A 21,020-nucleotide genomic window follows, 5' to 3' on the forward strand; every position below is an offset into this window, starting at 1 on the left:
ACGGTTCCTCTTGTTACGGGCTATTACTGACTTTTTTGTTGGGTTGCACGCGGGCCCCAATCATACACATTACGGCGATAAGCATACCAGAATAGCCACACACCAATCACGATCATTGGCACGGTGAGTAGCTGTCCTTTGCTCATCCAGCCAAACCATAAGTGCTGATCAAAATCAGGCTGACGGAAGAATTCAATGCCAAAACGGGCAATGCCATAACCCAGCAAGAATAAGGCGGAAACCGCCATACGTGGACGAGGTTTCGACGAGAACCACCATAAGACGAGGAACAGTACTAAGCCTTCAAATGTCGCTTCATATAGCTGAGATGGATGGCGCAACACATCACCCCCAGTTGGGAATTTCATGGCCAGCGCATAGGTCTGGTCGACCACTGGGCGTCCCCAAAGCTCACCATTGATGAAATTGCCAAGACGGCCAAACATTAAGCCTGTGGGTACACAAGGGGCAATAAAATCAAGCGTTTGAAAGGCTGTTTTGCCGTATTTACGTGCAAATAAAACCATGGCGAGCATCACACCAATGAAGCCGCCATGAAAGCTCATGCCGCCTTCCCACACTCTAAATAGGGACAATGGATTGCTAAACAAGGTGTCTGCTTGATAAAACAGCATATAGCCTATACGGCCACCCAGAATGACCCCAAGGGCACCATAGAAAACGAGATCGGAGACATGTTCGGCTGTCCAACCCCGCTCTGCTTCACGCGCACGCCACAGTGCCAGACCATAGGCACCAGCAAAGGCCAGTAAATACATGATCCCGTACCAATGAATCTTCAACGGACCGATGGCTAAAGCAATTGGATCAATTTGCGGGTAAGTCAGCATTATGAACGTCTCATTGTATCTGTTTCAAAGTTACGGCATTCTACCCCATTGTTGTGACGATTTTCTTGTGAGTCTCTATGTGTATTGTTGCGTTAGCGTGGCAGGTTTTGCCAAATAAGCCGTTGGTCTTGATTGGAAATCGGGATGAATTCTATGCCAGAGACGCCTCACCTTTAAATCGATGGTCGGATCACGCCATAATTGCCGGACAGGATCTACAGTCTGGTGGAACCTGGCTTGGCATATCACCCGCAGGTCGTTGGGCGGTGATCACCAATTATCGTGAAAAAAACAGCCTCCCAGAACATGTCGTCTCCCGAGGTAGTTTAATCACCGAGTATTTGAAATCTGATCAGCCCCCCCTTGCGTTCTTGGCATCGGTGGATCAGGCCGCTTATGCGGGCTTTAATCTGATTGTAGGAACGTTGACAGAAGCGGCGGTATTAGGGAATCGGGGTACGCCGCCGCAACCTTTAACACCGGGTATCCATGGGCTGAGTAATGCGCTCTTAGATACGGTATGGCCGAAAACCGCGCGTTTACTGGAGGGCTTTAAATCTCTGGATTTGAGCAGTGATGATGATCTACTGGTGAGTCAGGGCCTTACTTTACTCAATGATCAGACCCCCGCACCTGATGAGCAGCTACCCCAGACTGGAGTCGGGCCGATGATGGAGAAAGTCCTCTCACCGATCCGTATCGAAAGCCCGATTTATGGGACTCGAGTTTCCAGCGTGCTGATCCTGAAAAGTGGCGGCTATACGTTTGTAGAGAAGACACTCAGACCCATTGAAGGCAACGTTGTACGTTTGCACGGTGCATGGGATCAGGTCTGAACCTTCACATACTCGCTAGCATTACCTGTTTAAATTGCGCCATGGCGAGTCCGCGATGGCTAATTTTGTTTTTCTCCGCACGTTCAAGCTCTGCACTGGTCTTGCCGAGTTCAGGCAACCAGAACAAGGGATCATAGCCAAATCCCCCCGCACCGCGAACCTCATCTAAAATTTCCCCTTGCCAGACTCCCTGACAAATCAGCGGTAAAGGGTCTTCAGCGTGGCGTACCAGTGCCAAAACACAGACAAACATCGCGGAGATAGGCAGTCCGTTACGCAGCGGTCTTAGCTTTTCAAGTAAGGTCTGATTGTTGAGTGCGTCATTGCCATGTTCACCGCCAAATCGTGCTGAATAAATGCCAGGGGCACCGCCCAAGAGAGGTACACACAGGCCAGAATCATCGGCAAGTGATGCAAAGCCAGATTGTTTGGCGGCATGACGCGCTTTGATCAATGCATTTTCAATAAAACTCAAGCCATCTTCGATAGCATCCGCAATCCCGAGCTCACCTTGGGCAATAACCTGTATTGGGAGTGCGGCAGAGTCAAACAGCGTATTGAATTCTTTGATTTTTCCAGAATTATTGCTGGCAAGGACCAGTGTGTTTTGGGGTAAATGCAGCATATGACGTGCTTCTAAAGTGGTTATAACCATCATGATAGCAAAATAGACGGGAGAGCTTGAAGCACAGCGCATGGCACCATAAAAAAAGCCCGATGGAATCGGGCTTATAAAACAGTGTAATCAACAATTATTTATTGCTGCTGTTTCCAGTGCTATTGGCATCGTCGGTTTGAATCCAGCGATCAGCACGGTTTTTGGCGTCTTGAATATCTTGTGGTGACAAGTTTGCCGCCAATGTCCGGATTTTGCCTTGTGCTTTGTCTTTGATACGCGCATCAAGCATGCCATCGCGTGCGGACAAATCGTACCATTGGTAAGCATCAGCCAGATTCTGGTCACGTTCTTCAATCAAAGCCAAGTTATAGCTGGCGCGGTTATCGCCTTGTTTGGCAGCTTTACCAAACCAGACTTTGGCTTGATCGATGTTTTGCGCTACGCCTTTGCCTTGCGCATACATTTGACCGATATTCAATTGTGCAGGAGCTGCACCTTGATCTGCGGCCTTCTTGTACCATGCAAACGCTTGTTGCATATCTTGTGGAACGCCTTGACCTAACTTATAACGGGTCGCGAGGAAAAACTGCGCGCGCACATCGCCAGCTTGTGCAGCCGCTTGAAGATCAGTCAGTGACATGGTGGCAAAGCTAGGCTTTGGTACTTCGGGTGTTAATGACGTCAAGTCGGCCCAAGCAGGAATGCTTGCAGTCAAACCTAAGGACAGTGCTAGGGCGGTCAGTGTGTGCTTCATGATCGGCTCACTCTATATATCGCAATTTCACCAAAAAAGTTGGGAAAGTGCTTCATGAAAAAATTACCTTGCTGATCGCCGTCGACAGCAAGTCGATTGATGATTTTAATGCCATTTGCTTGGCAAAGGGCTTCAAAATCACGAAATGTACACAAATGGATGTTCGGGGTATTGTACCACATGTAAGGTAAAGCCTCTGAAACCGGCATTTTTCCTCGAAATCCAAGATAACTACGCGTCTTCCAGTGAGCGAAGTTAGGAAAGGTGATGATGGCTTCCCGACCGACTCGCACCATATCCAGTAAAATTTGATCTGGTGCTTTAACTGCTTGCAAAGCTTGTGCCATAACAACAGCATCAAAGCTTTGATCGGCAAAACGCCCTAAGCCGTCATTTAAATCCTGCTCAATGATATTCAGTCCTCTACCGATGGCTGAGGTGATTTTATCTTCATCAATTTCAAGACCATAACAGTCTATATCGAGACGTTTTGCCATATGAGCCAGCAGCTCACCATCGCCACAACCGAGGTCGAGGACGCGTGATCCCGGTTTAATCCATCGTTCAGCGAGTTGTTGATCGAGTCTCATCGTGCGGCTCCTGCAACAGTCGCTGTTTGATTTTGGTCAATTGTGCCTAATTCTGGTGCATTTTTAGTCACATTCTGCCCTAAATTATGACCTGAAGGTTGACCGAGAAAGCCGCGCAGTGTGTTGACGTAGCGCGGGATTGGGAACAAAAAGGAGTCGTGACCCTGTGGGGCATCCACATCAATATAACTGACGGGTTGACGGTTGGTAATCAAGGCATCGACGATTTCTTGCGAGCGACTTGGCGCAAAGCGCCAATCAGTCGTAAAGGAGACGATTAAAAAGCGACAAGTTGCCGGTGCTAATGCCTGATTCAGCTTGCTGTCATGATCACGGGCCGGGTCAAAATAATCCAAAGCCTTGGTCATGATCAAGTAGGTATTCGCGTCGAAGTTACGGCTGAACTGCTCACCTTGATAGCGCAAATAGCTTTCGACCTGAAACTCAACATCATAGCCATAGAGAAAGTTGCCAGATTTCAGGTCACGGCCAAATTTTTCTTTCATGGCTTCTTCGGACAAATAGGTGATATGACCCACCATCCGCGCCAGAATTAGCCCACGTTTCGGGAACGTCTGTTGTTCGAGATAGCGTCCCGCATGAAAATCAGGATCAGACAGAATCGACTGGCGAGCAACTTCGTTAAAAGCGATATTCTGCGCGGAAAGTTTTGGCGTACTGGCGATAATCGCACAGTTTTTCAGGCGCTGTGGATAGTCTACGGCCCATTGTAATGCTTGCATGCCACCCAGTGAGCCACCCACTACGGCATGCCAGATACCAATACCCAAACGATCAGCTAGACGGGCTTGGACATTAACCCAATCGCGCACGGTGACCAATGGGAAGTCAGGCCCATAGGGCTTGTTATCATTTTCAGGATTAGGGGATGTTGGGCCCGTCGAGCCATTGCAGCCGCCAATATTATTGAGGGCAACCACAAAGAATAGATTGGTATCAATAGCTTTATTGGGGCCGATACAGCTGTCCCACCAGCCGGCTTTCGTCTCACCTGCATAGTATCCAGCCGCATGATGATGACCAGAGAGGGCATGACAGATCAAAATAGCATTAGATGCATCGGCATTGAGCGTGCCATACGTTTCGATCATCAAGTCGAATCGTGGCAGGATACGACCCGTCTCCAAGATCAAAGGATCTTCAAAGGATTCCAAACGCGGTGCGACGATTCCCACAGAATCCGCAGCCATCGCAGGGCTCTGTTCGCTACCGCGATGCAGGGTTTCAGAAGGTGCGTGAGCAGCTTGTTGAGGATCAGTTTGGCTTAGATCAGTTGAGGAGACCACGTTATACTTTCCAGCTTATATCTAGCCAGCAAGTGTAAGGTTCGATGCCATCTCGATCAATAGCTTGAGCGGTTTTAGATGCTAACTCCATCACGTTACTTTGGATTGTGACTCCAGATTTTCTTAGCGATGTTCCATCAGAGGCATCGCGGTGCGTCTGGAGGCTTGCACCTCTGCATCATAATCGGCACTGATGGTGGTGGGGATCTCATCCGCGCTTGAGGCTAAAACTTCTCCCCAACTATTTACGATCGTGCTGTGTCCCCACGTTTGCCGAGAACCATGCCAGCCACCTTGTCCCGCACCAATGATATGACATTGACTGTCTATGGCACGTGCCCGTAAGAGCAGCTCCCAGTGCGCTTGACCCGTCAGATGTGTAAAGGCGGAGGGTGCAGTCAGAATTTCTGCACCTTCTTGACGTAATGCGATGGATAATTCTGGAAAGCGTAAGTCGTAGCAAATCATCAGACCCAGTCTGCCGAATGGCGTACTGGCGGAAATGATTTGATTGCCCGGCTCAAAAGTCGCAGATTCTTGATATAGGCCGATGCCATCGGCAACTTTAACGTCAAATAAATGGATTTTGTCATAACGAGCAACCACTTGACCGCTTGGATCAATCAGGAGGCAGGTCGAACGCACTCGTCCATCTTGAATGACTTGGCCATCGGGGCGATAAGCGCAGGGGATCGATCCTGCAACAATCCAAAGATTGAGTTGCTCAGCCCAGCGTTTCAGGGATGTCGCAATTTCATCAAAGCGTTCGGCTGTGATGCGTTGTTGACCAGGTGCAAAACAAGCAAAATTCTCCGGCAAAACCGCCAGCACACTGCCCTGATGCGCAGCCTGTTTCAAAAGCTCATACGCTTGCGTCAAATTTTCCTCAATCTGATCTTGCGAGTTCATTTGGATGGCGGTAAAGCGAGTAGACGTCATGGACGGACTCTTTGGCTATGTTATGAGATCATCAGAGAAAAACGAGTCAGGAGATACACTACACATTTGGTAATGTATCGTCTCGTTATTTCAATATAGGAGCAAGCTGGGACAAGCGTCAAGTTGAATTATGATGGTTTTTTATTTGAGATGAATGATCAGTGATGTTGCTGGGAGCAGGAGAAGTTTTGCGAGGCTTGCTGTTGCTGGCGGTGTTCATTTTCTAGCTGGTTGACTAGCGGTTGAAACATGGCTTTATTATTATCGTTAAGATTCATCAGGGCTTGGTGTGCTTCAAGCACGGTTTCCAGCATGGCATGTGCTTCGGGCTTTTCTTCAGGCAGTGTATACGTACACTGCGATGCCGTTTTGCAATTCATCATCACAAAAACTTGACCTAGACCCATACTATTGGTCAGGGTAGTGATGTCTGGATTGGTCGATAACATAATGGGTTGGATATCACGTTGCGTACGCAAGTGCAGACCTAGCTTGGCGAGGACGCCCAGCGTAGTGCTATCGACAAAAGTTGTGTCAGTCAGATCCACAAGTGCACCAGTGAGTGCTGGATCTTGTGTGATTTTGTCTAATAAGTGATCTAGACTGCTGCAGGTCATTGCGCGGATCTCGCCGACCAGTTTGAACACATGCGTTCCTTGTAGGACTGCATACTCAATACGACCAGTTGACATATAAATGCAAACACTCACATTCGGAGTCACAATTATCGCACAAAAAAATGCCAAACAACAAGTTTCAGAGAAAAAAACATCTTGATTGTGGAGGCTAGTTTGTTACTAGACATGTTGTCTGTGGGCTTGATCTCTAAAGCTTAGAGAGCAGTTTTTAATGAAAGATGTTTAAAATGAAAGCTATGTCACGGAAATTGTGAACCCGTTAGCTAAATGCGGCTAAGAGACAGGATGGTGAGATCATCCGTTAGATGATCAGGTGGGTCAAAACGGCGGCTTGAAAGTGTCTCAATCAGTTGGGTGAGCTGTTCACTGGTCCCACCTGTAAAAATTTCTATGGCGCCATCGGAGCAAAATAACAACTGAGATTTCGGCTCAAGCGAGGTGGTTTGCGTTGTGAGCGTCAAATCGGTGACGAGACCTAAAGGGAAGCTACTACTATTGAGTATTTCGGTCGTGCGATCGGGATGGATCAAGATCGGTGGCGGGTAGTGCCCAGCGCTGCACCACTCCAAATGATGCGTCACGGGATTGAGTAAACCGCATAATACGGTAATGTGTTTGCCTGCATTCTGAGTCACCAGTAGGCGATTCATACGGCTGAGCAAGGCTTGAGGTGAGTGTTCTGAACCATGAAATGCAGCGAGCCAACCGGTTAATAAGCTACTTGCTGCGCCATGACCTGCCACATCGGCCAGATAAAACAATAATCGATTGTCTGGAGTCATCCAATAGTCCAGCCAATCACCCGATAGTGCACTGGCGGGCTGGTAGATGTGTTCAATTTGATAGTTTGGAATATCGAGTGGTCGGGGAATCAATCGTTTTTGCAGTCGAGCGGCGGCAGGTAGATCGCGACTATCGCTTTGATGCTGATGCTGCATCTTAAGCTGTTGGATAATGGGCGCAAGCGAATCAGGGAGTTGATCGCGGATCCAGCCCGCCCAAGCACCGCGTTGCCATGCATTGACGAGTTCATAACCTTGATGATTGTGCGCCAGAACGATGGTGGGCTGAGGCCAGCGGTGCGCCAGATAAATACTGACATCGGCAATGACGAGGTGCTCGGCAGGAATACTGAGCAGATCGTCCACCGAGATGCTGATGATGTCAGGCACATCTGCCCGTAGACGCACATGGCTGTCATCTACGGGCGAATCAATGAGATAAACCGACAAGACAGTTAATCAAAGAGACGCTGGCTGGGAAGCCATAGTGTTGAATGGCTTGGTCACCATAAATGCTTGAAGCACATTGAAGGACCCTTGTGCATCATTCACCTCTTTAAATGAGGCAGATGAGGTCGGCGGCACAGTGTTGCTATCCGGGTTACCTTGAGGGGGCGCGGATTCTGGACTACTGTGCGGGTGGGTACTGCGTTTAGCGGGTTTATTGGGAGCATCGGGACTTGTGGTGGATGGGCTATTACTGTCATCCCCGAATCCGTCATCACTAAAACTGCTGTTGGTCGCAGATGAATCGGCTTTACCGTTGATTTTAAATTGACGGTTTTGCAGATAGACATCGCGGAGCAGTGAGTATTGATCGCCTTCTACAAAGTGCTCTAAACCAATGAGTTTAGCACGCATGTCGACAGTTTTTACTGCGGTTAGTCCTGCTGAGGTCCAGCCATCATTCACATAGTAAATGGGTGAACCGAACTGATCGACAGCTGTGCCAAACGTATCACGCACGGTGCTTGGTCCTAAAAAGGGTAGCATCAGGAAGGGACCAGAGCCGATTCCCCATTTTCCCAGTGTCTGACCAAAGTCACCGCTCGATTTTTCTACACCGAGATACCCTGCAACATCATAGAAACCCAGTGTTGTTGAGGTATTGATTATAAAACGGCTTAACGATTCGATAGAGGTTCCAGGATGGCCTTGCAGTAAATTATTGACTGCTGTCCATGGGGTGCCGAGGTTACTGAAAAATTGTGAGATTGCTGTTTGTACAGGCTGAGGGACATTACGACTATAAGCCCCAGCGACAGGAAGTAAAATATACTTGTCTAATTTTGAGTTAAATTTGAAGATGCTGCGGTTGAAGCCTTCAAAAGGATCTTTTACGGGATCGGGTTGAGCTGCCGTGGCATCAACTGCGATTTTTGTACCCAACTCACCAATCTTATCGATGGTTTTATCTATAGATCGCGTGATGACATTTTTATTAGCGGTTGGTGCTGAACCCGTGTCGGCTTGACCGTCAGTACTTGTGACTGACGAGGCTGTGCTGAGATCAGATGCACTGTCAATATTTTGGACAGCGACTACCGTGCTGCTTGGAGCACTCGCTGCTGCTACTGGAGTCGCCGCGACTGAACTGGTTTCGGCGACCGCAGACACAGAGGCGGCATCTGTGGTTGCGCTTGATGAGTCTGCGGTTACTGTTTCTGCGGCGGCAATCGTCGATGATAGGCTAATGCAAAGGCCAAGCGCTGTCATGAGGCGTGTGTTAGACATAAAAAAACTCAAACCTTATCTCGAAAAAACAGCTTATGTTACTTCATGTTAATTTTCTAGGTCTAAAGGATGATTTGAGCAGTTTTAGCGAAGTTTTGTTGCTTTATTTTTGTAAGTAATTATTTTAATTACGCAGTAGTATCGCCTGCAATGTAGCGCTAGAATGATAACGCGCTGTGATTGCAATGAAATTTGATGGTTAAAAAAAATGCATTAAAGGCATAAAAATTGCATACGCGCGCGAGCTTCGGTTGTATACTAAAAACGGGTGTTATCCATTCCATCTACGCCGAGATGAACTATTAACCATGATAAATTCAAATGTTGCAAGCTATTATTCATGAGGGATAGATGAAGTTATCAGTCGGACTGAGAGTCTCAAGCTCGTTATCGCTTACACCACAGTTGCAGCAGGCCATCCGCCTCCTTCAATTATCGTCGCTTGAGCTTGAACAAGAAATCCAAAATCAGCTCGACAGTAACCCGCTTCTCGAGGCGATAGATTCTTCACCTGAAGGGCAGGCCTCTGATTCTTTAGATAACAATGTCGATTATCAGTCGAATGAACAACAAACCTCAGATTACGATTCCTTAAGCGATTTTCAAGATAGTGCGGTCTCTGATGGCGCCTCTTCAATTGCGCTGGACGAGCAGATGGGCTTGACCCGATTGGGTGAAGATCTACCGGTCGATACCCAATGGGATGACGTGTTTAGCCATCAATCGACTGCACTGGCCTCTCCAGAATTTGATGAGCGCGAAGATACGCGTACCGTGAGTGATTCCATCTGGTCTGAGCTGCGCTGGCAGTTGAATCTGACACCGTTTAGTCCGGTGGATCGGATTATGGCGGAGTGCATTATTGATGGTATTGATGAGCGAGGCTATCTTGAAGCAAGCTTAGAAGAGTTGTTAGAAGCGACGCAAAATCAACTCGATGCACTGGATTTGGATATCGAAGAAGTTGAGCTCTCTGAGCTTGAAGTGGTTTTAAAGCGTATACAAAATTTTGATCCGCCAGGTGTGGGTGCTCGTGACTTGAGTGAGTGTCTTTGCTTACAGCTCCGTGCGCTGCCTGAACATACGCCATCACGCCGTGATGCCTTGAATATGATGGCGCATCATGAGCTTTTGTTGATCAATGATATTCCTAAGCTGATGCGTCAAACCAATTTAGATCAAGACGCGCTCCGCTCCGCATTGGCATTGGTGAAATCTCTCGATCCTTATCCCGGTTTGAAATTTCAGAATAATGAACGTGAGCATCAAGTACCGGATGTGATTGTCCGTAAAAAAAATGATCATTGGGAAGTGCAGCTCAATACCGATATTTTGCCAAAACTACGCGTCAATTCTTATTACGCGAGCATGATTAAGCGTGCTGACCAAAGCGAAGAAAATCAATATTTACGCACCCACATGCAAGAAGCGCGTAATTTTATCAAGAGTGTTGATGAGCGACATAAGACATTACTGAAGGTGTCGACTTGTATCGTTCAGCACCAACGTGCTTTTCTTGAGCATGGACCTGAGGCTATGAAGCCATTGATTCTCCGGGATATTGCTTTGGAAACAGAGCTACATGAGTCGACGGTATCTCGTGTGACCACGCAAAAATTCTTACTCACGCCGCGTGGGTTGTTTGAACTGAAGTATTTCTTCTCAAGTCATGTCGCGACCAGTACAGGCGGCGAGTGTTCATCGACTGCGATTCGCGCCATGATCAAAAAAATGGTTCAGGAAGAAAACGTCAAGAAGCCGTTATCCGATAATGCATTGACTGAGAAGCTGCATGAGGCAGGGATCGATGTTGCTAGACGCACAGTTGCTAAATATCGCGAATCACTCAATATTGCGTCATCCAGTGAACGTAAACGACTCCTGTAATACGGATGTCACACGTGGGCTGTAGTATAGTAGAAATGTAAAAATAAATTTCGTAATGCTTGCTTTAATATTTTCGATGTGTTCTCTTAGAGGTGTTGCCGCAAGGGTAACATGAACCCGTCCGACTCGCGTCAGATGTTGTTTTATATGAATTAATTTATGTTGATTGCTTTTTTATATTGAAGTTTTCTAATGTAATTTGAAGTCTGTAAATCACAACTGCACGGGCCGACTATCAGGCTAAAAGCGATGGTATGATTCGCTTGTCGCCGACCAGTCAGCTCTATTTGAATGGCCGCTCGACTCATTGAATCATATCTTCGACACATTACGAGGATGGTTTTATGCAAATTAAGATTAGTGGACATCATGTGAGTGTTTCCCCAGAAATGGAATCTAGCGTTCACGATAAACTCGCAAAAGTCGAACGACATTTTGATCACATCAACAGCATGCAAGTGATCTTTTCTAAAGAAAATCACCATTCAGATTCTAGCTATGACGGCCGTAAGGGCTTGGCAAATCACAAAGCTGAAGTGATTCTGCGCGTTCCTGGCTCTGAATTATTTGCACAAGCGACTGCTGATAATGTTCAAACGACTCTCGATCTGTTGGTGGATAAACTGGACCGCCAAATCGTGCGCCATAAAGAACGCCTCAAGAATCATAGTAACCAAACTCATCATCAGCAATTTGCGCTGGAGTAATGTTGATTGATCTTAGGTATGCTTTGAGAAAGCGTATCGAGATTGACTCCAAGATTTGCTGAACAGAGATGACTTAAGGTTTAAGAATATTGATGTTCAGTAAACTGTTTAAAATCGTTGTTATTATGAGAGCTCGGATTCGTCCGAGCTTTTTTTATGCTTCGTCTGTTTGTCATCGTTTTAATGGATGATGTGTGGTCGAGCATCATGGGGTATTTCTATTCGTTGGTTCTAAGGGCAGGTTGGATTGGCATGAAAACCGTAGATGTAGATTGTAGTTTGGGCTATTTGGTGAATCAGAAATCTGAATTTATTATTCAGATTCAAGCCGCAAATCATCCTTGGCAGCGTGTGATTTCGGAGTCTCTCGATTTGGCTGGGATTACACCTGAGTCCTTCGTGGATATCACCGGTCAGAATCGTATGTTCCGTTTCAGTGGTCATCCAGGCCCAATCGAGATGCGCTATCGTGCAACGGTTGAGGTGAATATGCCACCGCGTAATTACCGCGCAGAAGAAATGGATGTTGCAGATTTACCGACCGATGTTTTGCACTATCTATTGCCCAGTCGTTATTGTGAGTCGGATCTGATCAGCGCGATGGCTCAGCGGACTTTTGGCAATTTGCCACGTGGGTTTAGCAGGGTCGAAGCGATCTGTAATTGGATTAAGAACAACGTGGTGTATGAGATTGGTTCAAGTTATGCCTCCACTACTGCGCGTGAAGTGCTGGTGAATCGAGCTGGGGTGTGTCGTGATTTTGCACATCTGGGCATTGCATTTTGTCGGGCCCTCAATATCCCCGCGCGTTTTGTTTTTGGGCATACCGAGTTTCCTGATCCACCACCCGATTTTCATGCTGTATTTGAGGCCTTTTTAGGCGGAGAGTGGATTTTGTTTGATGCAACTAAGATGGCACCTCTGGATAAGATCGTGCGTATTGGTACCGGCACCGATGCGAAAGATGTCGCCTTCTCTACCATGTATGGTGATGTGCAGATGACCTATCTTAAACCTTTGGTTCGCGATCATATTGTCGGCCAGTCTGCAGAGTTTGAGCAAGTGGATGATTTCATCGGTGCGGAAAGCAACACGTCAATTAAAGCGGGTCATTAACGTCCCATCCTTTTGTGTGCTAGGGTGCTGGGTTTTCGCTATCGTCGGGCGGCTGATTCGTAGTTCTTTTACTTTGCGGTAGAGGGAAGATTCTACGCCGATCACTGCTACTGCGCCGATCAATCTGACTACGGTCTTTAAGCGGATTCTCTGCGGGTTGTAATGATTCTTTGAGTTTTTGGCGAACCTTACGCCGGCGTTTGATTCGTGATTGGGTCAGGGTATGCATCAGATGAGGGAGGTCTTTGAGCTCCAGACGTTTGACGAATTCATAAAGCATACGATCCCGCGTAAAGCGAAAGTATTGTCCGAACCGGCGCTGATTAATCTCATCGGCCTGAAATTTTAGAATATGCTGATCAATTAAAACCAGTGCAAGTAGGGCGAGGTTGGTTGTCACCACATTAAAGGTTGTGCCTAAGTACGAAGGTGAGAAGATCATCGTATCGAGCAAGAAAAAGACCAAAGCACCCCCTGCAACCCACAGCGGTTTTTTATCCGTAAACGTAGCGACCAGCCAACAGGCCAGTGCCATTTCAAACAGCCCGCCAATATGTGAAATCCAACTGGGGTAAGCCGTCCATACGCCGTGCGCCATGAGCATGGCCTGTTCAGCAGGGTCATGCGTCAGCCACTTCGGGACAAGTCCTTGGTAAAAAAAGCTGAACGCAACGACGATGCGCGCAAGCCCCCGAATTTGGTATAATAATTCTTCTGTGGTTTTCATTCAGTCGTTACCATATTTTTAAACATCTTCGATGCGTTTTTAAGTTTGTTATTGGAAGCATCAAGTCCAGTGCTGAACCAGACAAACCGCGTGTTTGACTGGACTATAACCCAGACACAGGCTAACCTTCGCAGTTATTCTATCTCTTTATCCAATTGAGCAGCAGCATGACCCCTGAAATCTTACACGAGATATTACAAGCCGCATTTCCAAGCGCGGAAATCGCTACATCAGGACAGGCCGGTAAGTTTGATGTACGGGTTGTGGACATTCAGTTTGAAGGCAAACGTCCCGTTGCACGTCAACAGTCTGTCTATGCACCGCTAGGCAGCTATATTGCCAGTGGTGAAGTGCACGCGGTCAGCATCAAAGCCTTGACCCCAGAAGAGTGGCGTAAAGCCAGCTTGTTTGGTTAATGATCGTTAATACAGATCGATGGACACCTTGATGTCCAAGACGCGATTCGTGTTTCAAATCTTGTCATTTTGACTGACATTAACTGTTAAAAAAATCTTATTAATAGACCGATTTGATTGTTGTATCTGCCACTTAATTTGTAAGTCGCCATGATGCAGCGATAAAGTCAGAAGGTCATAGACGCAGGTAGTGGTTTGAGCTATGGATAAATTTCGGATTCAAGGTGGCGCATGTTTAAGCGGAACGGTACAGATTTCCGGCGCAAAAAATGCAGCACTGCCACTGCTTGCGGCAACGATACTGGCCAGTACGCCCATCACCTTGACTAATGTTCCTGATCTTAAAGATGTTTCTACGCTGATCAAGGTATTAGAAAGTTTAGGAATCACTGTCCAGCGTGAAAAAGGTACGGGCGTCGTTCACGTTGATACCGCGACGTTAAACAGCAAATTTGCACCCTACGAGCTGGTTAAAACCATGCGTGCATCCATTCTGGTCTTAGGACCTTTGCTGGCGCGTTATGGTGAAGCGACCGTTTCTTTACCCGGTGGTTGTGCTATTGGCTCACGTCCTGTCGAACAGCACCTCAAAGCACTGGAGGCGATGGGTGCTGAGATTACGGTTGAAAATGGCTATGTCCATGCCAAAGTCGATGGTCGTCTAAAAGGCACCCGCTTCTCGTTTGATATGGTGACAGTTGGCGGTACCGAAAATATTCTGATTGCGGCAACGCTTGCCAGCGGCACGACGATCCTAGATAACTGTGCACGTGAACCTGAAGTGACGGACTTGGCGCATTTGTTAGTTGCAATGGGCGCTCAGATTGAAGGGATTGGTACCGATCAGTTGATCATTCATGGTGTTGAGTCTTTGAACGGTGTTGAGTATCGCGTGGTCGCGGATCGCATCGAAACGGGCTCTTATCTTGCCGCGGCAGCCATGACAGGCGGCTGTGTGCGAACTACGAATACCGATGCACGGTTGCTTGAAGCGGTATTACTCAAGTTTGAAGAAATGGGTGCAACGGTGACGACTGGAGATGATTGGATTGAACTTGATATGCGAGGTAAGCGCCCGAAAGCGGTCAGCTTCCGTACCTTGCCTCACCCCGCATTCCCAACCGATATGCAAGCGCAAATCATGACGGTGAATACCGTTGCCGAAGGCACTGCAACCGTAATTGAGACGATTTTTGAAAATCGTTATATGCACGTCCCAGAATTGTCTCGCATGGGCGCTAAGATCCAAGTAGATGGTCATACTGCAATCATTACCGGTGTGGAAAAGCTGCAGGCAGCACCCGTGATGGCAACCGATTTGAGGGCGTCCATGTCATTGGTGCTTGCCGCATTAACTGCGGAAGGCGAGACCATCATTGATCGTATTTACCATATTGATCGTGGTTATGAGAATGTTGAAGAAAAATTACGCGGCCTTGGCGCGGTGATCGAGCGAGTAAAATAAATGAGTGATTCCCAAGCTATTCCTCAAACATCAACGGGCACTGATGAGTCTGTGATGGGTCATTTTGATCATGGTTTGACGCTGGCACTCAGCAAAGGTCGTATTCTCAAAGAAACATTGCCGCTCTTAAAAAATGCAGGTATTGAATTACTTGAAGATCCCGATAAAAGTCGTAAATTGATTTTTCCGACCACTCATCCTTTGGTTCGTATCCTGATTCTGCGTGCCAGTGATGTGCCAGCCTATGTAGAGAATGGTGCTGCGGATGTTGGTGTGGCGGGCAAAGACGTACTGATGGAATATGGTGCGCAAAATGTTTATGAGCTGATCGACCTTAAAATTGCCAATTGCCGCCTCATGACCGCAGGTCGTGTGGATGCAGAAGGTCACTGGCAGAAACCAACGGGGCGGTTAAAGATTGCGACCAAGTATGTCAATCTGACACGCCAATACTATGCGAGTCGGGGTGAGCAAGTGGATGTCATCAAGCTGTATGGCTCCATGGAGCTAGCACCACTGGTTGGCTTAGGGGATTTGATCGTAGACGTTGTAGACACCGGCAACACACTACGTGCAAATGGCCTAGCGCCTTTTGATGTGATCGCTCAGATTTCATCACGTCTGATCGTCAACAAAGCCAGCTATAAACGTAAACAAGCGGTCTTAAGTCCAATTCTGGCAGGGATTGAAGCCGCAATCGGTTAATTGGGTCTGATGCTCACCCCGTTTTGAATCAAAAAAACAGGGTGCTGACTACCTATCTTATTTTAAGCTTCTAGTGCCGCTCTAATTTTCTCTGCAAATCCTTGAATCTGAGCCATGTCCCCCATCTTTGCACCATGCGCACGCGTCATCAGTGCACCCAGCGAACTTGGTAGGATGTGGAAGTGGACATGCGGTACGGTTTGCCCTGCTGCAGCACCATTCAATTGCATCAGCACAAAACCTTCAACGCCCATTGCAGTCTTCACTGCTTTAGAGACTTTCTGAACGGTTTTAATCCATGCAGCAGCAGCCTCTGGGGATAAGTCTAGGAGGGTTTCCGCAGGTTCTTTGGTAATCACCAAAGTATGCCCATCCGCTTGAGGCATGATGTCCATGAATGCCAGCGTATGTTCATCTTCGTAGACTTTGGTACACGGGATTTCTCCACGGAGTATTTTGGCAAAAATATTATTCGTGTCATAAGCCATGGGAACGGTCCTTGCTGTCATGTGAGGGATGGGTGATCTGAGTGTTGACCCAGTAACTCGATATTAGCAGAAAATAGCATGGACTCTATCAAGCGCCTGACCATAAAAAATCGCAGTAGGATGACTGCGATTTTTTAAAGTGAGCGATGTGGGTCATCGCATCAGAACAATTTAGTAGCTATATTTCAAGCCAAAAGCAGTCAATGAACTGTCTGAGTCACCGAGATCAGATTTGATCTTTTTGTAGTCAAAGCTAAATAGTCCTGACAATTTATCGGTCATCATCATTGACAGCGCACTACGTGATCGGAAGGTATTGGAAGAAGAACCGTAGTCATAGCCCAGATCTTGGGTAAAACTGACGGTTTTGGTGAGTATGCGTTCATAGTGTGCCGCCAGTGTACCGATGGCTTCAGTCTTGTCTTTCTGCGGAGGGAGGTCTTCAACGCTATAGCGTACCCCCGCACCGATCTCACCATTTAAAAACTGTACGTCATCGCGATAAAGTTCGCTACCGATTCCACCGGTGAGGGAGGTCTGATAGTCAAAAGCGCTGCTGCGGTCTTTTTCCCATTGTAGTTTACCAAATTCGTAGAAACTTCCCTCACTATGCATCATCTTACCAGAGGCCAGATAGCGTTCAACGTTATCAGAAGAGTTGCTATCGCTACTACCAATCGCTTCGGCTTTTAACTCTTGTCCCCAATCGCCTTGCATACGTTTAAATGTCACATGGCCTGCGATACTGGATTTGTTGGAAGAGGTGCCATCGGTATTGGTGGTATTGTTCAATAAATAGCTCAAGTCGGCATCAAGATTATAGTCTTTGTCTTTGCTGACTTTAATTGCATCTTCTGCGGCATAGGACACAACACTGAGACTGAGGCCGAGTATCACTGCTGTTAGTTTTTTAATAGGGAATGTCATTGGCATCTCTCTTGATGAAATATATAAGGTGTGGATAAACCACATGAAGCCAACAAAGCGTAGAGATAATTGCTTCTAAAATCTATTGATATGACGAAATGGTTACAGCTCTTAAACTAAAGCAATAAGATATTCTGGTTGAATAGTGTTTATTTTATGATAAATAGGTCACACATCTTGTCGTGTAATTAACGCATAACTCCTCCCACATTCCCGTCAAAAACAAGTTAAAATCGCATCCTCAATTTTGTAAAAAGTGGATGCGGTCAATGATGCGTCGCCTGTCGAGTGTGGATGTGAATTTTGATGAGCAACTGAATAGTTTGCTCGCTTTTGAAACCGTGAATGATGCAGCGCTGATTCATACGGTGGATCAGATCATTCATGATGTCCGTACTCATGGTAATGCGCATGTGCTGAAACTCACCCAACAGTTTGACCAGCATCCTGCCCAAACGTTTGCTGAACTTGAACTGACCCAAGCTGCGCTCAAAGCGGCTTTTGAGGGACTTGATCCAACGGTACGCACTGCGCTGGAGTTAGCAGCGGCGCGGATTCGTAGTTTTCATACCGCGCAAAAGCAGGACGGCTGGCAATATACCGATGAACTGGGCAATGTGCTGGGTCAGAAAGTTACGCCCCTAGATCGCGTTGGCATTTATGTGCCGGGTGGTAAGGCTTCGTATCCCTCATCGGTACTCATGAATGCGATCCCTGCCCAAGTGGCGGGTGTGACTGAGATCATCATGGTGGTGCCGGCGCCAAAGGGCGACCTCAATGAATTAGTATTGGCAGCGGCGTATCTGTCAGGCGTTCATCGCGTATTGACTATCGGTGGTGCACAAGCGGTTGCGGCATTGGCCTATGGCACAGAAACGATCCCCAAAGTAGATAAGATCACTGGACCAGGCAATCGCTATGTCGCGGTAGCTAAACGTGCTGTATTTGGGCAAGTCGGGATCGATATGATCGCTGGACCTTCTGAAATTCTGGTTTATGCGGAAGGGCAGAACAATCCAGACTGGCTGGCCATGGATCTACTGTCGCAAGCCGAACATGACGAAATCGCCCAGTCGATTTTTGTCACGACGGATGCGAGCTTGCTTGAACAAGTTGCGGCATCCGTAGAGAAGTTATTGCCGACCTTACCACGTGTAGAAATTGCACGCACGTCTACCAATGATCGTGGCGCTCTGATTTTAGTCAAAGATCGTACAGAAGCACTGGCATTGATTAACCGAGTAGCGCCGGAGCATTTAGAGCTGTGTGTGGATGATCCAGACAGCTTGTTGCCAGAAATTCGTCATGCCGGTGCGATCTTCATGGGTCGCCATACTCCAGAGGCAATCGGTGACTATTGTGCAGGTCCGAATCATGTGTTGCCGACTTCAGGCACTGCGCGGTTTTCTTCACCGCTGGGTGTATACGATTTCCAAAAACGCAGCAGCATCATTCATTGTTCGCCCACGGGTAGCCAATCATTGGCACAAGCTGCGGATATTCTTGCTCAACAAGAAGGACTGGATGCACATGCCCGTTCGGCACGCTATCGCGTTGGGGGGCAATCATGAGCTCAGTTGATATCCCGATGAAGCAACGTCTATGGAGTCCATTGGTTCGAGACCTCGTGCCATATGTGCCGGGTGAACAGCCAAAAATCAATAATTTGATCAAGCTCAATACCAATGAGAGTCCATTTCCACCATCACCGAAGGTGCGTGAAGCGGTGATCAGTGCTTTAGGGCTGGATGGGGATGTCTTACGTCTCTATCCAGATCCTGATGCAAGTAGCCTGAAGCAAGTGATTGCGACTTATCATGGCCTTGCGACTAATCAAGTGTTTTTAGGCAATGGCTCCGATGAAGTTTTGGCGCATATCTATACCGCATTCTTTAAGCAGTCCTTACCGATCTTATCGCCGGATATTAGCTATAGTTTTTATCCTGTTTATAGCCAGTTGTATGCGGTCGAAACAGTACAAATTCCACTCGATGCGGATTTTCGCATTGATGTGAATGATTATAAGGTCCCTAACGGTGGGGTTATCCTTGCCAATCCCAATGCGCCAACAGGCGTGCTGCTCTCGCTGGATCAGATTCGACAATTGCTGAGCAATAACCCAGAGTCGGTAGTCGTGATTGATGAGGCTTATATCGATTTTGGTGGTCAATCGGCCATTGCATTGATCAATGAGTTCGACAATCTGGTGGTTTGCCATACCGTGTCAAAATCACGCGCATTGGCGGGTTTACGGATCGGCATGGTGTTTGGGCAGGCGCATCTGATTGAAGCGCTGGAACGCGTTAAAAACAGCTTTAACTCCTATCCCTTAGATCGTCTTGCGATTGCGGGCGGCGTTGCTTCTTATGAAGATGATGCCTACTTCCAATCCACGTGTCAGGCATTAATTGATCTGCGAGAAGACTTGGTCAGCAAGTTACAAGGATTAGGCTTTGATGTATTGCCCTCCCACGCCAATTTTATCTTTGCGCGTCACCCTCAGCATGAAGCGGTGACCCTTGCGAAAGGCTTACGTGAGAGCGGCATTATCGTGCGTCACTTTGCCAAGCCCCGTATTGATCAATTCTTGCGGATCACGATTGGGACAGCTGAGCAGAATCAAGCGCTGGTGTCTCGTTTGCAAGAGATTTTATGATCCAGTAAGAGTTTGTCGTAAAATGGGCAACAAAAAAGCCAACAATGTTTTACATTGTTGGCTTTTTTAATTGTCTTTAAGTCCAATGCATCCAGTCCAAGGTTTCCGAAGTTTGTTTCGACGGGCGATACTCCGCGCCGCAGTAACCTTGATAACCCAATGAATCAATCAATTTAAATAAATGCGCATAATCAATATTGCCTGTACTGGGTTCATGGCGGTGCGGACAGTCGGCGAATTGAATATGGCCAATCTGCTGGATATTGTCGGTTAGGCCGCTGTCTAAATTTTCCCCCATCATCGCCATATGATAGCAGTCGAACTGCATTTTTAATGGGATGACCACGCTGGGCGTATTAATCGCCTCCAGCATCTCTTGCATCTGCACGATGTTTTGAATCAGGAAGTGCGGCATATCTACCCCATTAATCGCTTCCATCACCGTACTGATTCCTGATCCTGCAAACACATCCATGGCAAAACGGGTATTGGCGGCGAGGACATGCAGACAAGGTAACAGGTCGCTATCAAGCGGTTGGCGACCTGCTAGGATGTTGACCCGAGGCACATGTAGTGTCCGCGCATAATGTGATGCTTCAAACACCGCTTGCCTAAAGGTTTGCTCGCGCCCAGGAATACCTGCAAGCCCATCTCCGCCTTGCATCAGATCACCCGCTGGAACATTGATCAGTACCAGTTTGAGTTGATGCTGCGTTAGTTCTGCTTGTATCTCATCCGTGGTCAGTTCATAGGGAAATTGAATTTCAACAGCATCAAAACCTGACTGACGAGCCAGTGCAAAGCGTTCTTTCAACGGCACTTCAGTGTACAGCATGGATAGATTGGCAGAGAAATGAGGCATAAAAAAGGTGTACT

22 protein-coding genes are annotated in these 21,020 nt (G+C 47.3%); 9 read left to right on the forward strand and 13 right to left on the reverse strand.

Annotation, left to right across the window (positions count from 1 at the left end):
* Window positions 1-23: 23 nt before the first annotated feature.
* Window positions 24-851, reverse strand: a complete 828-nt coding sequence (lgt, locus tag HYN46_RS00675) for a prolipoprotein diacylglyceryl transferase (RefSeq protein WP_114897651.1) — start codon at window positions 849-851, stop codon at window positions 24-26.
* A gap of 77 nt (window positions 852-928) precedes the next feature.
* On the opposite strand from lgt, the gene HYN46_RS00680 reads away from it, so the two are divergent.
* A complete protein-coding gene (locus HYN46_RS00680; RefSeq protein ID WP_114897652.1) occupies window positions 929-1,687 on the forward strand; it encodes an NRDE family protein in 759 nt (252 codons plus the stop codon).
* A 4-nt stretch (window positions 1,688-1,691) separates the two neighbouring features.
* On the opposite strand, the gene rdgB is transcribed toward HYN46_RS00680, so the two are convergent.
* The 8 genes from rdgB to HYN46_RS00720 all read right to left on the reverse strand — a co-directional run bounded on the left by rdgB (window position 1,692) and on the right by HYN46_RS00720 (window position 9,050).
* Complete coding sequence (gene rdgB / locus HYN46_RS00685; RefSeq protein WP_114900494.1) at window positions 1,692-2,312, reverse strand: RdgB/HAM1 family non-canonical purine NTP pyrophosphatase; 621 nt, start codon at window positions 2,310-2,312, stop codon at window positions 1,692-1,694.
* 127 nt (window positions 2,313-2,439) lie between these two features.
* Window positions 2,440-3,060 (reverse strand): tetratricopeptide repeat protein, encoded by a 621-nt coding sequence (locus tag HYN46_RS00690; protein ID WP_114897653.1) that lies wholly within the window; start codon window positions 3,058-3,060, stop codon window positions 2,440-2,442.
* Window positions 3,057-3,650 (reverse strand): methionine biosynthesis protein MetW, encoded by a 594-nt coding sequence (metW, locus tag HYN46_RS00695; RefSeq protein ID WP_114897654.1) that lies wholly within the window; start codon window positions 3,648-3,650, stop codon window positions 3,057-3,059. Before metW ends, HYN46_RS00690 begins: the two co-directional genes overlap by 4 nt.
* The gene (gene metX / locus HYN46_RS00700) at window positions 3,647-4,861 is read right to left on the reverse strand and encodes a homoserine O-succinyltransferase MetX (RefSeq protein WP_114900495.1); all 1,215 of its coding nucleotides are present in this window, start codon (window positions 4,859-4,861) and stop codon (window positions 3,647-3,649) included. The genes metW and metX overlap by 4 nt, the downstream gene beginning before the upstream one ends.
* Before the next feature lie 219 nt (window positions 4,862-5,080).
* Window positions 5,081-5,896 (reverse strand): carbon-nitrogen hydrolase family protein, encoded by an 816-nt coding sequence (locus HYN46_RS00705; RefSeq protein WP_114897655.1) that lies wholly within the window; start codon window positions 5,894-5,896, stop codon window positions 5,081-5,083.
* 158 nt (window positions 5,897-6,054) lie between these two features.
* Window positions 6,055-6,588 carry an STAS domain-containing protein gene (locus tag HYN46_RS00710; RefSeq protein ID WP_114897656.1) on the reverse strand — a complete coding sequence of 178 codons (534 nt, stop codon included), beginning with the start codon at window positions 6,586-6,588 and terminating at the stop codon, window positions 6,055-6,057.
* 209 nt (window positions 6,589-6,797) lie between these two features.
* Entirely contained in the window at window positions 6,798-7,766 is a 969-nt protein-coding gene (locus HYN46_RS00715) for a PP2C family protein-serine/threonine phosphatase (RefSeq protein ID WP_114897657.1), read from the reverse strand.
* A gap of 9 nt (window positions 7,767-7,775) precedes the next feature.
* Window positions 7,776-9,050: an MlaA family lipoprotein gene (locus tag HYN46_RS00720; protein ID WP_114897658.1), complete on the reverse strand. Its 1,275-nt coding sequence runs from the start codon at window positions 9,048-9,050 to the stop codon at window positions 7,776-7,778.
* 351 nt (window positions 9,051-9,401) lie between these two features.
* Between HYN46_RS00720 and HYN46_RS00725 the strand changes: the two genes are divergently transcribed.
* The 3 genes from HYN46_RS00725 to HYN46_RS00735 all read left to right on the forward strand — a co-directional run bounded on the left by HYN46_RS00725 (window position 9,402) and on the right by HYN46_RS00735 (window position 12,760).
* A complete protein-coding gene (locus HYN46_RS00725; RefSeq protein ID WP_114897659.1) occupies window positions 9,402-10,937 on the forward strand; it encodes an RNA polymerase factor sigma-54 in 1,536 nt (511 codons plus the stop codon).
* A 344-nt stretch (window positions 10,938-11,281) separates the two neighbouring features.
* Complete coding sequence (hpf, locus tag HYN46_RS00730) at window positions 11,282-11,644, forward strand: ribosome hibernation-promoting factor, HPF/YfiA family (protein ID WP_114897660.1); 363 nt, start codon at window positions 11,282-11,284, stop codon at window positions 11,642-11,644.
* Window positions 11,645-11,800: 156 nt separating this feature from the next.
* Window positions 11,801-12,760, forward strand: coding sequence for a transglutaminase-like domain-containing protein (locus HYN46_RS00735; protein WP_322887812.1), 960 nt, complete (start codon window positions 11,801-11,803; stop codon window positions 12,758-12,760).
* A 19-nt stretch (window positions 12,761-12,779) separates the two neighbouring features.
* Here HYN46_RS00735 and HYN46_RS00740 read toward each other — a convergent pair whose 3' ends face one another.
* Entirely contained in the window at window positions 12,780-13,487 is a 708-nt protein-coding gene (locus tag HYN46_RS00740) for a DoxX-like family protein (protein WP_114897661.1), read from the reverse strand.
* 167 nt (window positions 13,488-13,654) lie between these two features.
* Here HYN46_RS00740 and ibaG point away from each other — a divergent pair, with 167 nt between their 5' ends.
* From ibaG to hisG, 3 genes are all read left to right on the forward strand, one after another.
* Window positions 13,655-13,903 (forward strand): BolA family iron metabolism protein IbaG, encoded by a 249-nt coding sequence (ibaG, locus tag HYN46_RS00745; RefSeq protein WP_114897662.1) that lies wholly within the window; start codon window positions 13,655-13,657, stop codon window positions 13,901-13,903.
* A 202-nt stretch (window positions 13,904-14,105) separates the two neighbouring features.
* The gene (gene murA, locus HYN46_RS00750; protein ID WP_114897663.1) at window positions 14,106-15,368 is read left to right on the forward strand and encodes a UDP-N-acetylglucosamine 1-carboxyvinyltransferase; all 1,263 of its coding nucleotides are present in this window, start codon (window positions 14,106-14,108) and stop codon (window positions 15,366-15,368) included.
* Window positions 15,369-16,073, forward strand: coding sequence for an ATP phosphoribosyltransferase (gene hisG, locus HYN46_RS00755; RefSeq protein ID WP_114897664.1), 705 nt, complete (start codon window positions 15,369-15,371; stop codon window positions 16,071-16,073).
* A gap of 62 nt (window positions 16,074-16,135) precedes the next feature.
* Here hisG and HYN46_RS00760 read toward each other — a convergent pair whose 3' ends face one another.
* Window positions 16,136-16,561 carry an HIT family protein gene (locus HYN46_RS00760; RefSeq protein ID WP_114897665.1) on the reverse strand — a complete coding sequence of 142 codons (426 nt, stop codon included), beginning with the start codon at window positions 16,559-16,561 and terminating at the stop codon, window positions 16,136-16,138.
* A 171-nt stretch (window positions 16,562-16,732) separates the two neighbouring features.
* A complete protein-coding gene (locus HYN46_RS00765) occupies window positions 16,733-17,488 on the reverse strand; it encodes a DUF481 domain-containing protein (protein ID WP_162818046.1) in 756 nt (251 codons plus the stop codon).
* 272 nt (window positions 17,489-17,760) lie between these two features.
* Between HYN46_RS00765 and hisD the strand changes: the two genes are divergently transcribed.
* Together hisD and hisC are read left to right on the forward strand one after the other, a co-directional pair.
* Window positions 17,761-19,059 (forward strand): histidinol dehydrogenase, encoded by a 1,299-nt coding sequence (hisD, locus tag HYN46_RS00770; RefSeq protein ID WP_114900497.1) that lies wholly within the window; start codon window positions 17,761-17,763, stop codon window positions 19,057-19,059.
* Window positions 19,056-20,144 carry a histidinol-phosphate transaminase gene (gene hisC / locus HYN46_RS00775; protein WP_114897667.1) on the forward strand — a complete coding sequence of 363 codons (1,089 nt, stop codon included), beginning with the start codon at window positions 19,056-19,058 and terminating at the stop codon, window positions 20,142-20,144. The genes hisD and hisC overlap by 4 nt, the downstream gene beginning before the upstream one ends.
* 76 nt (window positions 20,145-20,220) lie before the next feature.
* Here hisC and HYN46_RS00780 read toward each other — a convergent pair whose 3' ends face one another.
* On the reverse strand, window positions 20,221-21,006 hold the full coding sequence (locus tag HYN46_RS00780; protein WP_114897668.1) for a hydroxypyruvate isomerase family protein: 786 nt from the start codon (window positions 21,004-21,006) through the stop codon (window positions 20,221-20,223).
* Window positions 21,007-21,020: the final 14 nt, after the last annotated feature.

The organism is Aquirhabdus parva (assembly GCF_003351745.1).
Taxonomy (GTDB): Bacteria; Pseudomonadota; Gammaproteobacteria; order Pseudomonadales; family Moraxellaceae; genus Aquirhabdus; species Aquirhabdus parva.